At 42.1% G+C, this 17,629-nt stretch carries 14 protein-coding genes, 2 tRNA genes and 2 rRNA genes; 11 read left to right on the top strand and 7 right to left on the bottom strand.

Features of this window, described 5'->3' with window-relative positions; translation table 11 throughout:
* Positions 1-14 precede the first annotated feature (14 nt).
* From ACS125_RS04180 to ACS125_RS04155, 6 genes are all read left to right on the top strand, one after another.
* Positions 15-983 carry a sulfonate ABC transporter substrate-binding protein gene (locus ACS125_RS04180; protein ID WP_312821967.1) on the top strand — a complete coding sequence of 323 codons (969 nt, stop codon included), beginning with the start codon at positions 15-17 and terminating at the stop codon, positions 981-983.
* Positions 984-1,053: 70 nt separating this feature from the next.
* On the top strand, positions 1,054-2,037 hold the full coding sequence (locus tag ACS125_RS04175; protein ID WP_443270692.1) for a sulfonate ABC transporter substrate-binding protein: 984 nt from the start codon (positions 1,054-1,056) through the stop codon (positions 2,035-2,037).
* 26 nt (positions 2,038-2,063) lie between these two features.
* Complete coding sequence (ssuD, locus tag ACS125_RS04170; RefSeq protein WP_005308909.1) at positions 2,064-3,239, top strand: FMNH2-dependent alkanesulfonate monooxygenase; 1,176 nt, start codon at positions 2,064-2,066, stop codon at positions 3,237-3,239.
* On the top strand, positions 3,236-4,033 hold the full coding sequence (gene ssuC, locus ACS125_RS04165; RefSeq protein WP_443270690.1) for an aliphatic sulfonate ABC transporter permease SsuC: 798 nt from the start codon (positions 3,236-3,238) through the stop codon (positions 4,031-4,033). The genes ssuD and ssuC overlap by 4 nt, the downstream gene beginning before the upstream one ends.
* A gap of 13 nt (positions 4,034-4,046) precedes the next feature.
* Positions 4,047-4,847, top strand: coding sequence for an ABC transporter ATP-binding protein (locus ACS125_RS04160; RefSeq protein ID WP_443270688.1), 801 nt, complete (start codon positions 4,047-4,049; stop codon positions 4,845-4,847).
* Positions 4,848-5,106: 259 nt separating this feature from the next.
* Positions 5,107-5,727 carry a TetR family transcriptional regulator C-terminal domain-containing protein gene (locus ACS125_RS04155; RefSeq protein WP_013199284.1) on the top strand — a complete coding sequence of 207 codons (621 nt, stop codon included), beginning with the start codon at positions 5,107-5,109 and terminating at the stop codon, positions 5,725-5,727.
* Between the two features lie 36 nt (positions 5,728-5,763).
* Here ACS125_RS04155 and ACS125_RS04150 read toward each other — a convergent pair whose 3' ends face one another.
* Both ACS125_RS04150 and ACS125_RS04145 read right to left on the bottom strand, forming a co-directional pair.
* A complete protein-coding gene (locus ACS125_RS04150; RefSeq protein WP_004795515.1) occupies positions 5,764-6,330 on the bottom strand; it encodes a 5'-methylthioadenosine/S-adenosylhomocysteine nucleosidase family protein in 567 nt (188 codons plus the stop codon).
* A gap of 80 nt (positions 6,331-6,410) precedes the next feature.
* Positions 6,411-7,544, bottom strand: coding sequence for a TDT family transporter (locus ACS125_RS04145; RefSeq protein ID WP_443270685.1), 1,134 nt, complete (start codon positions 7,542-7,544; stop codon positions 6,411-6,413).
* Positions 7,545-7,751: 207 nt separating this feature from the next.
* Between ACS125_RS04145 and ribF the strand changes: the two genes are divergently transcribed.
* The 5 genes from ribF to ACS125_RS04120 all read left to right on the top strand — a co-directional run bounded on the left by ribF (position 7,752) and on the right by ACS125_RS04120 (position 13,338).
* Positions 7,752-8,753 (top strand): bifunctional riboflavin kinase/FAD synthetase, encoded by a 1,002-nt coding sequence (gene ribF / locus ACS125_RS04140; protein WP_004795519.1) that lies wholly within the window; start codon positions 7,752-7,754, stop codon positions 8,751-8,753.
* A gap of 61 nt (positions 8,754-8,814) precedes the next feature.
* Positions 8,815-11,652: an isoleucine--tRNA ligase gene (ileS, locus tag ACS125_RS04135; RefSeq protein WP_174732265.1), complete on the top strand. Its 2,838-nt coding sequence runs from the start codon at positions 8,815-8,817 to the stop codon at positions 11,650-11,652.
* A complete protein-coding gene (lspA, locus tag ACS125_RS04130; protein WP_003655819.1) occupies positions 11,645-12,175 on the top strand; it encodes a signal peptidase II in 531 nt (176 codons plus the stop codon). The genes ileS and lspA overlap by 8 nt, the downstream gene beginning before the upstream one ends.
* 1 nt (position 12,176) lies before the next feature.
* Positions 12,177-12,659, top strand: coding sequence for an FKBP-type peptidyl-prolyl cis-trans isomerase (locus tag ACS125_RS04125; RefSeq protein WP_004640310.1), 483 nt, complete (start codon positions 12,177-12,179; stop codon positions 12,657-12,659).
* Positions 12,660-12,795: 136 nt separating this feature from the next.
* Entirely contained in the window at positions 12,796-13,338 is a 543-nt protein-coding gene (locus ACS125_RS04120) for an NADPH-dependent FMN reductase (protein ID WP_238612879.1), read from the top strand.
* A gap of 42 nt (positions 13,339-13,380) precedes the next feature.
* Here the strand turns inward: ACS125_RS04120 and ACS125_RS04115 are convergent, their stop codons facing one another.
* The 5 genes from ACS125_RS04115 to ACS125_RS04095 form a co-directional block, all read right to left on the bottom strand.
* Positions 13,381-13,692, bottom strand: coding sequence for an ankyrin repeat domain-containing protein (locus tag ACS125_RS04115; RefSeq protein ID WP_443270681.1), 312 nt, complete (start codon positions 13,690-13,692; stop codon positions 13,381-13,383).
* A gap of 168 nt (positions 13,693-13,860) precedes the next feature.
* Positions 13,861-13,975: ribosomal RNA gene (gene rrf, locus ACS125_RS04110) — 5S ribosomal RNA — on the bottom strand.
* 179 nt (positions 13,976-14,154) lie between these two features.
* A 23S ribosomal RNA gene (locus ACS125_RS04105) occupies positions 14,155-17,047 on the bottom strand.
* Positions 17,048-17,399: 352 nt separating this feature from the next.
* Positions 17,400-17,475: transfer RNA gene (locus ACS125_RS04100), tRNA-Ala, on the bottom strand.
* A gap of 55 nt (positions 17,476-17,530) precedes the next feature.
* A tRNA-Ile gene (locus ACS125_RS04095) sits at positions 17,531-17,607 on the bottom strand.
* Between the last annotated feature and the right edge of the window lie 22 nt (positions 17,608-17,629).

Here is a 17,629-nt window from a genome sequence, read left to right as displayed (position 1 = left end):
GAGCACGAAATCTCATGGCACTTTTCAACACCACTTCATGGGCAAAATATTCAGTCATCGCGGCCAGCCTTGCAGGAGTGATAATGTTAAGTGGTTGTGCCAAAAAAGAGGAACAAGCCACCACAACCTTAAATATCGGCTATCAAAAATATGGGATTCTTCCTATTTTAAAGGCTCGTGGTGACTTAGAAAAAGTATTAAAAGAACAAGGCGTACAAGTGAAATGGGTTGAGTTCCCTGCTGGCCCTCAATTGCTTGAAGGCTTAAACGTAGGAAGTGTTTCACTCGGTGAAGCTGGTGAAGCACCACCGATCTTTGCTCAAGCGGCCAATCCAAATTTAGTCTATGTTGCAAACCAACCTGCTGCGCCAAAGGCTGAAGCACTATTGGTACAAAAAGACTCTCCAATCCAATCTATTAAAGATTTAAAAGGCAAACGTGTTGCTCTTAACAAAGGCTCGAATGTTCACTACCTATTGTTAAAAGTTTTAGAAGCCAACAACTTAAGCTTAAGTGATATTCAACCAGTTTATTTACCGCCATCAGACGCTCGTGCTGCCTTTGAAAAAGGTGCTGTCGATGCATGGGTGATTTGGGACCCGTTCTTTGCAGCGGCTGAACATCAAATTCAGGCCCGAGTTTTAGCAACAGGCGAAAACTTGGTGAGTAATCATCAGTTCTATTTAGCTGACCGTAAATTTGCAGAAAATAATCCAAAAGTACTCAACACTGTTGTACAGACACTTAACCAGACCACTGAGTGGGTAAGTTCACATCAGGATGAAGCTGCCAAATTACTCGAAAAACCTACCGCACTTGAGTTTGATGTACTCAAAACTTCCATTTCACGTATGGGTTTTGGAGTTCAGCCAATATCTGACAAGGTGGCACAAGAACAACAACAAGTAGCTGATGCTTTTTATGCACAAAAGCTCATTCCAAACAAACTCACCATTCAAGATGCCATTTTAAAACTGAAATAAACCCAGCTTAGGCACGGCAAATAACAATATAAATGCTGTGCCTGACCTCAAGGGGAACAAGGATATCAATATGCAACATCAGTCATTATTTAATAAGAGTCAGTGGGCACAATTCGCTAAACGCATCAGTGCAGTCGCTGTATTAGGTTTAACAATCGCAGCGCCAGCTTGGGCCATTGATCCAACTGTAAAAGAACTTCGTATTAGTTTTCAAAAAAGTTCAATTAATTTTGCGATTGCCAAACAGCAAAAACTATTTGAACAAGAATTTCCAAATGCCAAAGTTACTTGGAATGAGTTCCCTGCTGGTCCACAAATTTTAGAAGCTTTGGCTGTCGGTTCCCTTGATGTCGGAGTTACTGGGGACACTCCTCCAGTCTACGCACAAGCAGCTGGAAAGCCTTTATATTACATTGCCTATGAAGCAGCTAAACCACTAGCATCAGCAATTTTAGTTCCTAAAAACTCGCAGCTCAAACAACTTAAAGACCTTAAAGGTAAACGTATTGCGCTGCAAAAAGGTTCGAGTTCACATTACTTACTTGTACAAGCTGTACGTAAAGCAGGCTTAAACTGGAGTGACATTACTCCGATCTGGCTTACACCTGCCGATGCTCGCGCAGCATTTCAAAAAGGTGCCGTTGATGCATGGGCCATTTGGGACCCTTACTTCGCTTCAGCACAACTAGAAGATCAAGCTCGTGTTCTTGCATCAGGTAAAGGCTTAAGCCCTAACTATACATTTTATTTAGCAGCTCCAGATTTTGTTAAACAACATCCGAAAGCTGTTTCTGGGCTCATCAAACAAATTAATCAAGCTGACAAATGGGTTCAAAGCCATCAAGCAGAAACGGCAACAGCCATTGGCCAAAGTACAGGACTGAAGCCTGCAACCAGTGACTTATTTATTAAACGCCGTCCTCGTCCTTCATCAGCCGCTCCGCTGAACAGCAAAGTGATTGCTGAGCAGCAGCAACTCGCAGACATCTTTACTCAACAAGGCATCATTCCAAAGCCAATCAGCATCAAACAAGCTGTTTGGATTGCCAAGTAATTTCAATAGACATATAGGTAATGCACATGAAAATTTTCTGGTTTATTCCTACCCACGGTGATAGTCGCTATTTAGGTACAAGTAAAGGCGCTCGTCAGGTTGACCATGCCTATATGAAGCAAATTGCTGTGGCAGTAGATAATTTGGGTTATGAAGGTGTACTTATTCCAACGGGCCGTTCATGTGAAGACCCATGGATTACGGCGGCTAGCCTGATTGATGCAACTCAACACCTTAAATTTTTAGTTGCGTTACGTCCAGGAGTAACAACACCAGCATTGGCAGCTCGCATGGCTGCAACATTTGACCGCTTGTCGAATGGTCGCGTGTTACTCAATCTAGTGACGGGTGGCGATGAGGCCGAACTACGCGGCGATGGTTTATATGAAGATCACTCAACGCGTTATCAAACTGCCAATGAATATGTAAAAATCTGGCGTGAAATTTTGACGCGTTCACATACGGGTGAAGCTTTTACATTCCACGGTGAACGCTTACAAGTAGATGATGCAAAACTACTTTACCCACCTGTTCAAAAGCCTTACCCCCCACTTTGGTTTGGCGGCTCTTCAGACGTTGCTGTCGACCTTGCGGCTGAACAAGTCGATACTTACCTTACATGGGGTGAACCACCAGAAGCAGTTAAACAAAAGGTCGAACATGTTCGTGCTAAGGCTGAGGCAAAAGGCCGTAAATTAACTTATGGCATTCGCTTACATGTGATTGTTCGTGAAACCAACGAACAAGCTTGGGCAGCAGCGAACGAGCTTATCCAATATCTTGATGATGCAACTATTGCTGCAGCACAGAAAAAATTTGCACAAATGGACTCTGTAGGCCAACAACGTATGGCAGCTCTCCACGGGGGTAACCGAGATAAACTTGAAGTGTCTCCAAACCTTTGGGCAGGTATTGGTTTAGTCCGTGGCGGTGCTGGTACAGCACTTGTAGGTGACCCAGAAACAGTTGCTGCCCGCATTCAGGAATATGCTGATTTAGGTATCGATACTTTCATTTTCTCGGGCTATCCACATCTTGAAGAGTCAATCCGTTTTGCAGAGTTGGTCTTCCCGTTATTACCAATCGAAACTCGCGCTAAACTTGCTCAGCCAAACCTGACTGGGCCATTCGGTGAAATTATTGCCAACAACTATGTTCCAGACGAGAAGAAGCAAAATAGTTCCGTCAAGGAGCCTGCATGAGCAAAGATGAAGGTATTGTTTCACGTGGAACAAAACAGATCGGGCAGCATTTGCTGCCTTGGGTTTTCCCAATTGTTCTATTGGTTGTATGGCAAATTGCTTCAAGTTTAGGTCTTTTAGAAAGCCGTATTTTGCCAGCACCGACTGCTGTGGTTTCCGCTTTTTGGCACTTACTCGTTAGCGGAGAGTTATGGCATCACGTTAAAGTAAGCGCTGGTCGCGCTTTGCTTGGGCTTTTGGTTGGTGGTGGCTTAGGTCTGCTCTTAGGTTTACTTAATGGCTCTTCACGCTTCGCCTCTACCCTGCTCGATACGACCCTGCAGATGATACGGAACATCCCAGCATTGGCCCTTATTCCACTCGTCATCTTGTGGTTCGGTATTGATGAAACAGCGAAATTATTTTTGGTCGCAGTAGGCGTTTTCTTCCCGATTTATATTAATACCTATCACGGTATTCGGTCAGTTGACCCTCAATTGATTGAGATGGGTAAAAGTTACGGTCTCTCTCGCTGGCAGCTTTACAAAGAAATTATTTTGCCAGGTGCAATGCCTTCTATTTTAGTAGGTCTACGCTTTGCTTTAGGTTTGGTTTGGGTATTGCTCATTGTCGCTGAAACCATTTCAGCTCAAGCTGGTATTGGTTATATGACCATGAATGCACGTGAGTTTTTACAAACAGATGTCGTTCTGGTCGGTATTCTTCTGTACGCCTTACTAGGCAAACTGGCCGATGTTTTAGCCCAGCTTTTAGAACGCTATTTATTACGTTGGCACTCCGGATATCAGAAATAAGGGAGCTTAGAACATGACAAATCTGAATTTAAATATTAATCAGAATGAAGTGCAGCTCATTCCGGAAGAACCATCAGAATCTCAAGAACCCGTATTAGGTGCAGAGATTCTGATTGAGCAACTTTATAAATTCTATGGCGAGATAAAGGTCCTTGAAGATCTTGACCTACACATCCAGCCTGGTGAGTTTTTAGCAATTGTTGGTCGAAGTGGCTGTGGCAAAAGTACGTTACTACGTTTAATTGCTCAACTTGAAAAAGCCAGTTTTGGAGAAATCAAATTCAAATCTGCTCGGCATTTGCGCGAAGGCATTACTAACGATGATATTCGAGTAATGTTCCAAGACCCACGGCTACTTCCTTGGAGGAATATCCTTCAAAATGTTCAACTTGGTTTACCTAAAGCCCAACATGCTTTAGCAGAAGAGTTACTGGAAAAAGTGGGTTTAAAAGAGAAATCAGGGCAATGGCCTTCTCAACTCTCAGGTGGACAACGTCAGCGTACAGCCCTAGCACGTGCGTTATCTCATACACCACGTATTTTGTTACTAGATGAACCTTTAGGTGCATTAGATGCCCTAACCCGTCTTGAGATGCAAAGCTTGATTGAGCGCTTGTGGAAAGAACAAGGTTTCACAGCCATTTTAGTAACACACGATGTAAGTGAAGCAGTGCAATTGGCTGACCGTATTATCTTGTTAGATAAGGGTCAGATTGCTCAAAGTTTCCAAGTTAATTTGCCACGCCCTCGTAAAAAAAGTATTAGTTTTTCCCAACTTGAGCAACAAGTACTCGATGCGGTTTTGGCAACTTAAGGTCGTGATGAGTAATGAGAACTGTTCAACCGAAAAATGCCCAATTTACGAGCAATAAAACTGCTGTTTTATTGCTCTTTTTTAGGGCGAAATTTAAAAAATATTTTTAAGAATAACAATAAACTAGTGAATCTCTCTATTTTTTGCACAATAGTATATCTATTACGCAAATAACTAGCCGTTTTTTGATTAAAAAAGCAAGACACCTGTGCACAAATCAAACAATTTCCCTTACAATGGGAATATTATTTTTTTAATTATGCAGCAGATGGAACAAAAGAAGAGTACCCAAAAGCGCAATCAGCTTCTTGCTGCCGCCCTTGATGTTTTTTCAGTCTATGGGTTTACTGGCGCAAGTCTGGATGAAATTGCCCAACTCGCCGACATGCATAAGTCGAATATTTTCTATTACTACGAAAATAAAGAGTCTTTATACGTAGAAGTGCTCACAACCGTTTTACAAAAATGGTTGGCTCCCTTACAAACTTTAGAAGCTGAATTAGAACCAGCCGAAGCCTTATCTCACTATTTAATACAAAAAATCGAACTATCTCGTAGCCAACCGAAAGCATCTAGATTGTTTGCATTAGAAATCATTCAAGGCGCTCCGCATATTTTACCTATACTCAAAGGACCATTAAAAAAACTATTTAAGCGCAAAGCTAAAGTCATTCAGACTTGGCAAGAAGAAGGAAAGATTTCACCAGATATCGACCCAGAATTATTAATCTTAAACATTTGGGGTCTTACGCAAAACTATGCAGATTTTGCAACCCAAATGGAAATGGTGACTGGAAAAACACTGCGTAACCGAAGCATGTTCCAACGCTCAATTGAACATACAGTCCACCTAATGCTCTACGGCGTATTACCTCGTTAAAACTAAAAAAAGATCGGCAAATTTGCCGATCTTTTTTTAGAAGTGATTTTGATAAAGCGCTAAAAGTTTTTGAGCACCCAATAATAAATTTTCTTCCCAATCTACATGTGCAGTGTCATCTGCACCATCAGTAATATATTTCACCGAAATCAGCCGTACACCTAACTTATGGCAGACTTTGGCTAAAGCATATCCTTCCATATCCACCACATCACAAGCGACTTTTGGCTGACCCGTTTCAAATGAATCTCCAGTTCCGCAAACTGCTTTTGGCAAATCAGCAAAATGTGGTTGAAGATGAATTTCAGCTCGCAAGTGATCATCTAACGGCGTTACACCTACTTCAAACCCTAGGGGTGAAACATCCATATCACGTTGTACAAAAGTCTTCACCTCGACTAAATCATGTCGATTAAATGCAGAGCTTCCAGCTGTACCGAGATTAATTAAAGTTTTACAGCCAGTTTTTTGAATAACCTCAAATGCTTTAAAGGCAGCGTTAATCTTACCAATACCACTGTAATGGACTTCAACACCTGCCTGCTCAAACAAACCTTTAGATTCATTAGGAAGTGCCATAATTAAAGCAATATCAGTGTTCATTCAAAAAGCTCAAATCAAAATTAAATAAATTAGAAAATAAGTATAAATCAGGTGCAAAAGCTTTTTGCACCTTTTCATCATTACTGCATTTTTTGTTGTAAGGCGATTAAACACGGAGAAAAGAACAGTTGGCCGCTATATGCGCCTGCTAGCGTTTTCTTCATTACCACACCCCACATTGTCAATAATAAAAGACTCAAGGCCACAGCAACGTATTGTAAAAATACAATTTCAACCTGATGCCCTAAATTAAACAGTGCAAGAATAAATACGCCTAATGGAAAGGTTAAGCCCCACCAACCCAAATTGAATGGAATACCTGTCTTTGCGTGACGAAGCGTTGTTAAAATTGCAAGACCCAGCCACCATAACCCAAAGCCTAAAAGCACGAGACTACCTACGACTCCTAAAGCTTGAAAGACATTCGCAAATTGGTGAAATCCTACATTTGGTGCCACTCTTTGTGCCTGCTCGCCTAGTAACAAGAGACCTAAAGCACCTGTACCAATAGGGCCTAAAGACAACCAGCTAGAAATTGCGACTTCTTTTTCTGGTAACTGATGTAAAGCCATACGCAGCATTAAAATTGTCAAAATAGCGAATGCGGGTAAAACAGAAATTCCCCAAAGTACGTAGCCCGCCATTAATAAATGAAAGCTGTGTAAATCTGCTGGTAAATGTGCAACCAACATGCCGGCAGAACTTGCTGCTACTTCACATGCAACCACAGGTAAAAGCCAAATTGCAGTCATGGTATGTAGCTGATGGTTCTGACGACTAAACATGCAGAACGGCACGATCCACGCAATTGCTAGCGCTAAAAAGACATCGATGTACCATAAAGCTTGAGCAATATGTATCGCAACTTCACCATAAAGCCCTATACCAAAGGTTAAAAAACCATTTAGTATTGTAGCGAGCCCCATTGGAATAGCGCCTAAAAACAAGCTCATATTGGGATGGTTAAATATTTGCTTCGCTTCATGAGGGAAAAGAAACCACCGCAATAAATAAAGACCTGAAAAAACACTGAATAAAATAATATTAAATTGCCATAACAAAGTTGCTAGCGTGAATAAAAATGATTGGGCAAATGGAAGCTGAATTAAAATCATACTTACCACGCCAGTACCCATAGTCGCTGTAAACCAATTTGGAGTAAAATGTCGTATAACATCTTTGCTATGATTTAATTGGTAAAAGGGTTTTTTCATCTTAGTTCTCTAATCAAAGAGTGGATAAAGATATAGTAGAGCAAACCATTAATAAGAAAAATTGATTTATTTTTATTTGATTCATCAGTATTTTAAATATACAAATATTCATGTTGAAAAATAACTGAGTAAAAACACAACAACAAGACGAATCTGTGAGATTATGGCAATATATAGCCCTTGCAAAAATAGCCATATTTTAAGTTCATGAAACTGCTTCGTCTTAATGCGTTATCGCCCAATTTTCAGTTACCTCAAACAGCGGTAACTATTGGTAATTTTGATGGTGTCCATTTAGGTCACCAAGCGATGATTGCTCAACTCAAAAAAATTGCTGCAGCACAAGGCTTAAAAACATTGGTTATGATTTTTGAGCCACAACCTCTTGAATTCTTTAAAGGCTACGATGCCCCTCCTCGTATTAATTCACTACGAGAAAAGGTCGAATATCTAACCGAGCTTGGGGTTGATTACATTGCGGTTGCTAAATTTGATCAGCATTTCCGTAGCATGAGTGCGTCTGAGTTTGCAGATTTATTAAAAGATAAACTAAATGCGCAGACTTTGGTTCTAGGGGATGACTTTCATTTCGGCAAAGACCGTCAAGGTAACAGCGAATTTCTAAAGAATTACGGCTTTCAAGTCACAAATTTACATACTATTGAACTTGAAGGTGAACGCGTCAGTTCAACTCGTATTCGCCAAGTGCTTCAGGTAGGAAATCTTGCCTTAGCTGCTAAATTATTAGGTCGTCCGTACAGTATTACAGGACGTGTCCAATATGGCGACCAAATTGGACGAACTTTAGATTTTCCAACGATTAATGTTCGCCTCAACCGCCATAAGCCATGTTTAAATGGGATTTATGGTGTTGAAGTCATTTGTGAAACAACTTCACTTACTCAAAAAGTGCGTCAAGATACACCCGAAAAACCGGGAATTGCCGGATATCATGAAAACAGCCTCTATGGTGCAGGGCATGTCGGTACACGTCCAGCCATTCAGCAAGAACATCCAGAGTGGAGATTAGAAGTACATTTCCCTGATGTTTCTGCTAATCTGTATGGCTTATTTATGCGGGTGACTTTTCTTCACTATCTTCATGGTGAATTGAACTACCCTTCGCTTGAGGCACTTAAGGCAGGAATTGATAATGACGTGCAGCAGTTACGACAATACCGTAACGACACGACACAATTTCCTTTTTAATTCGAATTTTGATTGTAAAACATGTCGGCTCCCTAGCTGATTAAACTGGATGAAAACTTGCATGAGCGATAAGCAAACTCCTGAGAATGCAGTGGACTACAAAGCCACGCTAAACCTGCCGGATACTCAATTTGCAATGAAAGCAAATTTGGCAGTACGTGAAGTGAAATGGTTAGAAGAGTGGTATACCGACAACATTTATCAGCAGATTCGTGCATCGCGTATTGGCAAGAAAAAATATATTTTGCACGATGGCCCTCCATATGCGAACGGTACAATTCACTTAGGTCACGCAGTCAATAAAGTACTCAAAGACGTGATTGTAAAAAGCCGTACTTTGGCAGGTTTCGATGCACCTTATGTTCCGGGTTGGGACTGTCATGGCTTGCCAATTGAGCTAAAAGTTGAAGAAAAAGTAGGTAAAGTTGGCGAAAAAGTTGACGCAGCGACTTTCCGTAAACTCTGCCGTGAATATGCTCTAAAACAAATTGATTTACAGCGTACTGACTTTAAACGTCTTGGTATTTTAGGTGATTGGGATAATCCTTATCTCACCATGAACTATAAACAAGAAGCCGATATTGTTCGTACTTTAGGCTTAATCCAAAAAAATGGTCATATCCAGCCGGGCTTAAAGCCAGTGAACTGGTGTATGGACTGTGGTTCAGCACTTGCTGAAGCTGAAGTTGAATACGAAGATAAAAAATCTGACGCAATTGACGTTGGTTTTGGTGTTGTAGATCTAAAAGATTTAAGTGCCCGTTTAAACGTAGAAGTTCAAGACCCAACAGATATCGTGATCTGGACGACTACACCGTGGACATTACCTGCTAACCAAGCCGTTGCTTTGCATGCCGAAATTGAATATCAATTGGTACAAGTAACTACTGAGCGTGGTAAGCAAAACTTCATTCTTGCTAAAGACTTAGTTGCTTCAGCAATTGAGCGTTACAAGCTTGAAAACCCAGTTGTTTTAGCTGACTTTACAGGTTCAGCTCTTGAAAACCTTACTTTACAACACCCTTTACTTACCGATCGTCAAGTTCCAGTGATTTTGGGTGAACACGTTATTGCAACAAGCGGTACAGGTGCAGTACATACAGCGCCTGGCCATGGTGCAGACGACTATAAAGTAGGTCTTCAATACAATCTTAAAGTAGACAATCCAGTCGGTGGTAATGGTGTTTATTTACCAACTGCTCCAATCTATGCTGGTGAGCACATCTATAAAGCCAATCCAAAGATTATTGAAGCTTTGGGTGCTGTAGGCCGTTTATGGGCTCATCAACCAATTAAACACAGCTACCCACACTGCTGGCGTCATAAGACTCCTATTATTTTCCGTGCTACACCACAATGGTTTATTAGCATGGATCAAAAAGGTTTACGTGAAGGCGCGCTTAACGCTATTGAAAACGATATCGAGTTTGTACCGAACTGGGGTAAAAACCGTATTGAATCAATGATTGAAGGTCGTCCGGACTGGTGTATCTCACGTCAACGTACTTGGGGTGTACCAATTCCTTTCTTCGTTCATAAAGATACAAATGAATTACACCCTCGTACACCTGAACTCATCGAAGAAGTTGCTCAACTGATCGAACAAGAAGGTATCGAAGCATGGTTCAAACGTGAAGCAAAAGACTTCATAGGTGAAGATGCTGAACAATACAATGCCGTTCGCGATACGCTTGATGTATGGTTCGACTCTGGTACAACACATTACGCTGTACTTGAGCAACGTGAAGAATTAGAAAGCCCTGCTGATTTATATTTAGAAGGTTCAGACCAACACCGTGGTTGGTTCCAATCTTCTTTATTAACGTCTATGGCAATTCACAATCGTGCACCATATAAAGCCTTGTTAACACATGGTTTTACAGTGGATGAAAACGGCCGTAAGTTGTCGAAATCTTTAGGCAACTACATTCCGCTTGAAGAAATCATCAAACAGCTTGGTGCTGATGGTTTACGTCTATATGTAGCTTCTAGCGACTATCGCTATGAAATTGCAGCTTCTAAAGAAATCTTTAACCGTGTAAGTGATAGCTACCGTCGTATTCGTAATACCTTACGCTTCTTGCTTGCGAACCTAAATGGTTTCAAACCAAGCACAGATGCTTTAGCAGTAGATGACCTTATCGCTCTAGATCAATACATCTTGCAACGCGCGAATGAAGTACAACAAACCATTATCACTGCTTACGAAGAAATGAACTTCCATGTGGTGTGTAGTGCGTTAACAAGCTTCTGTATTAATGACTTAGGTGGTTTCTACCTAGATATTATCAAAGATCGTCAATATACAACTAAGGCTGACTCACAAGCACGTCGCTCTGCACAAACAGCGCTTTATCATATCGTTCAAGCATTTATCCGTTGGATGAGCCCAATCTTAAGCTTTACTGCTCAAGAAGCTTGGCCACTGATTCCAGAACAAACTGAAAAGTATGTATTTACTTCAGAATGGTACGACTTGCCTGTTTCATCAAAAGCAAACTTGCTTTCTGAAGAAGATTGGCAAACATTGATTAGCGTAAAATCTGCAGTAAATAAACAGATTGAAGCAGCTCGTAACGCTAAACTTGTCGGCAGTAATCTTTCAGCCAAAGTTGAACTTTGGGCAAATGAATCATTACAAACAGTTTTAAACCAACTGGCTGATGAACTCCGTTTTGTTCTTATTACTTCTCAAGTAGTAGTATATCCATTTGCTGAGCAAGGTGAAGCAACTGAAATGGAAGGCTTACGTGTACAAATATCTGCAGCTGAAGGTGAAAAATGTGCACGTTGCTGGCACGTCCTTCCAGATGTAAATACACATGCCGATCATCCTGGTTTATGTGGTCGTTGTATTGTGAACGTCACTGGTCGTGGCGAAGTGAGAAAATATGCCTAATTCACAAGCTAAAAAAGGCTTATTCCAGTTTTATCCACACAATCTCATTTGGCTTGGACTTTCTGTCCTTGCCATTGTGTTGGATCAATGGACAAAATGGATTGCAAGTACACATCTGAACTATGCAGATCCAGTGCCTGTGCTTCCATTTTTAAACTGGACACTATTACATAATTATGGTGCAGCTTTTAGCTTTTTATCGGATGCAGGAGGATGGCAGCGCTATTTCTTCACATCTTTAGCAGGCTTAGTTTCAATCCTTTTTGTATTTTGGTTGCTTCGTATGCCTAAAAAAATGGTGGTGCTACCTGTAGCCATCGCTTTAATTTTAGGTGGAGCTTTAGGCAATTTAATTGACCGTATTACCCTAGGTTATGTGGTCGATTTCATTCATGTTTATTACCAAAATCATCACTTTCCAGCTTTTAATATTGCGGACAGTGCTATTACCTTAGGTACCATTTTGCTACTCATTGATACATTCTTCCTTGAGAAGCAACGCAACCAAAATTCGGATGCATAATATGACCGAAATTATCCAACCTAACGAAGAAATTCGTATTACAGATGGCTCTAAAGTCGATCTACACTTTTCTGTTGCTATTGAAAATGGTGTAGAAATCGATAATACACGTAACCGTGAAGAACCTGTTACCTTGACTATTGGTGACGGGAATCTTTTACCTGGCTTTGAAAAAGCATTATTTGGTTTACGTGCGGGTGACCGTCGTACAGTACATCTTCCACCAGAAGATGCATTTGGTCCATGGAATCCGGAAAATATTCAAACTTTCGATACAGTTAAGTTTGAACAACGCCCTATTCCTGGTCATATGATTGAGTTCGAAGATAAGGCAAAAACAACTTTATTCGGTGTAGTGAAGTCAGTTAATGATGACATTACAGAAATTGATTTTAATCACCCTTTAGCTGGAAAGAACATTACCTTTGAAGTAGAAATATTCAAGGTTACTCCTGAAGGCCAACAAGGCATTAAACTCATGTAAATAAAAAAGCCCTCTCAATGAGGGCTTTTTTATTATCCAATTTTTTTCATAACATAAGAATCCTTACAAATTCTATATTCTCAGCTACCCATGTAATGAATTAAGTTATAAGTATAAAAATCCTCGGGAAAAATGCATGCTGGTCTATATTGTCGTGGGAAGTGTTCGTGAAGGACGTACAGCAATTAAAATTGCCAATTGGGTAGAATCAACAATCCCAACATTGGGCCTAAGTGATTTCCAAACCGAAGTAGTCGATTTAAAAGAATGGGATTTACCTCTATTTTCAGGATCTCATCCACCCGCTACCGGAATTTATGATCAACCTAAACAACAAGAATGGGCAGACAAAATTGCTCAAGCAGATGCTTTTATCTTTATTAGCCCAGAATACAACCATGGTTACAGTCCAGCTCTAAAAAATGCTCTGGACTATGTAGGCAAAGAATGGAGTGGTAAACCAGCTGCATTTATTGGTTATGGTTCAACGAATGGTTCTCGTTCTATCAGCCAAATACGTCAAGTCACCTCAAGTTTAAGTATCATTGATCCCAATGCTGTAATAGAGATACGAGATATCTTTAAACGCAATAAAGACGAAAAATTCGAAGCTAATGAGTTTGAAGTAAAAGGGCTTCAATCTATTGTTGAGAAACTACAGAAATATCACCTATCTTAAATTTAAAAAGGCCTCTATAAATAAAATAGGGGCCTTTTATTTTTATAAGCTTTGTAAATAATTTAATACGTCTATATTACCAGCCATTTCTGCAAGCTGTAGCGCTGTATATTCGCTTTTATAAGCGACTTGAGCACCTTTTTCTACCAAGAGTTTAACTATCTCTAAATGATCATTTTCAGCAGCTGCTTGCAAAGCACTATAGCCTTCATCGTCTGCCTGATTAGGATCTTGTCCTTCTAATAGTAATTGCTCTACCTGATCTAGGTCCCCCAAAGAAGCCCAATAGACTAATTCAGGAAGAGAAAGTTCTTCATCATCTTCAGATATTGAAGAGAAGGAATTAATTTTCACGCAAACACCTAAAAATAACAAACTTCATCATTATTATATTCATAGAACATGCTTGATATGCAAATCTGATTTTAAAGCTGTACTTTCATTAGCTTAAACTCTTCAATTTCATTATTTTTCCATAAAAAAACACCCCCAACTGTTAAGTTGGGGGTGTTTAGAATAATGAGCTGGCGATGACTTACTCTCACATGGGAAACCCCACACTACCATCAGCGCTAAGAGGTTTCACTTCTGAGTTCGGGAAGGGATCAGGTGGTTCACTCTTGCTATGGTCGCCAGCACAACTGGTATGGATACTTGCATGGGTCTTAATGTGCCGATGCGTTTTCCAAATCTTTACAGATGGGCTGATTGAATCTTACTTTATTTGTTCATTTTAGCTAAGCATATAACTAAATCAAGTTGCTTTGCATATTAATGAATCGATTGATGCTTTATATACAACTGCTTGGGTGTTGTATAGTCAAGCCTCACGAGCAATTAGTATTGGTCAGCTTCACATATCACTATGCTTCCACATCCAACCTATCAACGTCCTAGTCTCGAACGGCTCTTTAGAGGACATAAAGTCCTAGGGAAATCTTATCTTGAGGTAGGCTTCCCGCTTAGATGCTTTCAGCGGTTATCCCTTCCGAACATAGCTACCCGGCGATGCGACTGGCGTCACAACCGGTACACCAGAGGTTCGTCCACTCTGGTCCTCTCGTACTAGGAGCAGATCCTCTCAAATTTCCAGCGCCCACGGTAGATAGGGACCGAACTGTCTCACGACGTTCTAAACCCAGCTCGCGTACCTCTTTAAATGGCGAACAGCCATACCCTTGGGACCTGCTTCAGCCCCAGGATGAGATGAGCCGACATCGAGGTGCCAAACACCGCCGTCGATATGAACTCTTGGGCGGTATCAGCCTGTTATCCCCAGAGTACCTTTTATCCGTTGAGCGATGGCCCTTCCATACAGAACCACCGGATCACTAAGACCTACTTTCGTACCTGCTCGACTTGTGGGTCTCGCAGTTAAGCGCGCTTTTGCCTTTATACTCTACGCGTGATTTCCGACCACGCTGAGCGCACCTTCGTACTCCTCCGTTACTCTTTAGGAGGAGACCGCCCCAGTCAAACTACCCACCAGACATGGTCCTCGCCCCGGATTACGGGGCAGAGTTAGAACCTCAACATTACCAGGGTGGTATTTCAAGGACGGCTCCATTGGAACTAGCGTTCCAACTTCAAAGCCTCCCACCTATCCTACACAAGTAAGGTCAAAGTTCAATGTCAAGCTGCAGTAAAGGTTCACGGGGTCTTTCCGTCTAGCCGCGGGTACACTGCATCTTCACAGCGATTTCGATTTCACTGAGCCTCTGCTGGAGACAGCGCCGCCATCATTATGCCATTCGTGCAGGTCGGAACTTACCCGACAAGGAATTTCGCTACCTTAGGACCGTTATAGTTACGGCCGCCGTTTACTGGGGCTTCGATCAAGAGCTTCGCTTACGCTAACCCCATCAATTAACCTTCCAGCACCGGGCAGGCATCACACCCTATACGTCCACTTTCGTGTTTGCAGAGTGCTATGTTTTTAATAAACAGTTGCAGCGGCCTGGTTTCTGTGGCTGCCAATAGCTCAGACCGCGAGGGTCATCACCGTCAGCAGCGTACCTTCTCCCGAAGTTACGGTACCATTTTGCCTAGTTCCTTCAGCAGAGTTCTCTCAAGCGCCTTGGTCTACTCGACCTGACCACCTGTGTCGGTTTCGGGTACGATTCCTGTGTAACTGAAGCTTAGAGACTTTTCCTGGAAGCATGGTATCAGCCACTTCGCTGTACAAGTACAGCTTGCTATCAGATCTCAGCATAGAGCACCCCGGATTTGCCTAAGATGCATGCCTACTTCCTTCCACCTGGACAACCAACGCCAGGCTGACTTAACCTTCTCCGTCCTCTCATCGCATTACACAGAAGTATTGGAATATTAACCAATTTCCCATCGACTACGCCTTTCGGCCTCGCCTTAGGGGTCGACTCACCCAGCCCCGATTAACGTTGGACTGGAACCCTTGGTCTTTCGGCGAACGGGTTTTTCACCCGTTTTGTCGTTACTCACGTCAGCATTCGCACTTCTGATACCTCCAGCATACTTCTCAATACACCTTCATCGGCTTACAGAACGCTCCCCTACCACTTGACTAAAAGTCAAATCCGCAGCTTCGGCACATAGTTTTAGCCCCGTTACATCTTCCGCGCAGGCCGACTCGACTAGTGAGCTATTACGCTTTCTTTAAAGGGTGGCTGCTTCTAAGCCAACCTCCTAGCTGTCTATGCCTTCCCACATCGTTTCCCACTTAACTATGATTTTGGGGCCTTAGCTGGCGGTCTGGATTGTTTTCCTCTTGACTACGGACGTTAGCACCCGCAGTCTGTCTCCCGGATAGTACTCATAGGTATTCGGAGTTTGCATCGGTTTGGTAAGTCGGGATGACCCCCTAGCCGAAACAGTGCTCTACCCCCTATGGTATTCGTCCGAGGCGCTACCTAAATAGCTTTCGGGGAGAACCAGCTATCACCAGGCTTGATTAGCCTTTCACCCCTATCCACAAGTCATCCCCTGGCTTTTCAACGACAGTGGGTTCGGTCCTCCAGTTAGTGTTACCCAACCTTCAACCTGCTCATGGATAGATCGCCTGGTTTCGGGTCTATACCCAGCAACTAAACGCCCTATTAAGACTCGATTTCTCTACGGCTCCCCTATACGGTTAACCTCGCTACTGAATATAAGTCGCTGACCCATTATACAAAAGGTACGCAGTCACCGAACAAGTCGGCTCCCACTGCTTGTATGCATGCGGTTTCAGGATCTATTTCACTCCCCTCACAGGGGTTCTTTTCGCCTTTCCCTCACGGTACTGGTTCACTATCGGTCAGTCAGGAGTATTTAGCCTTGGAGGATGGTCCCCCCATATTCAGACAAGGTTTCACGTGCCTCGCCCTACTCGTCATCATTATGTGTGCCCTTTCGTGTACGGGAATATCACCCTCTACGTTCGCACTTCCCAGAGCGTTCCACTAAAACACACATAACTTAATGGGCTGATCCCCGTTCGCTCGCCGCTACTAAGGGAATCTCAATTGATTTCTTTTCCTAAGGGTACTGAGATGTTTCACTTCCCCTCGTTCGCCTTGCAACACTATGTATTCATGTTGCAATACCTACCTTAAAGTAGGTGGGTTCCCCCATTCAGAAATCTCCGGATCAAAGGATATTTGCCGCCTCCCCGGAGCTTATCGCAGGCTATTACGTCTTTCATCGCCTCTGACTGCCAAGGCATCCACCACATGCACTTAATTACTTGACTATACAACCCCAAACAGTCGTCAACACTTACAAGTGAGTGTTGTCCGTGCGACTCTTCATCGCTACTATCTGTTGTCTGTGTACTTAAACACTGTACAGCTTCAATCTAAATTCATATACCAAAACGCTTGATTCAGTTAATTTGCTAGTTCTCAATTCATTCAGATTAATTGCTTAATCTAAACTCTTGAGTGAACAATTTATTTCAGACTCAATTTTGCCAATCTGTTAATGAATAAACATGCCTTCGTCAGGTCATGCTTAATACCGTGATACTTAAATCACAGAAGTTAATAAACCAAGATCTAAATCTTTATTTACTAATTTCTGTAATCCGAACTTCTCTTAAGTTCTGGTGGAGACTAGGAGAGTCGAACTCCTGACCTCCTGCGTGCAAAGCAGGCGCTCTACCAACTAAGCTAAGTCCCCAGCTTACATCATCAGTCATGTATCTTTTATCTATAACTTCAACCAGTCAAAGTCATGGTGGGTCTGACAAGACTTGAACTTGTGACCCCACGCTTATCAAGCGTGTGCTCTAACCAACTGAGCTACAGACCCTCAGATACATCTATGAAGAACA

It is taken from the genome of Acinetobacter sp. PFS20, from assembly GCF_052261015.1.
In the GTDB taxonomy this organism is placed as follows: domain Bacteria; phylum Pseudomonadota; class Gammaproteobacteria; order Pseudomonadales; family Moraxellaceae; genus Acinetobacter.
Note: the sequence above shows the minus strand (reverse complement) of the source record. Positions and strands in the feature narration are given on the sequence as shown.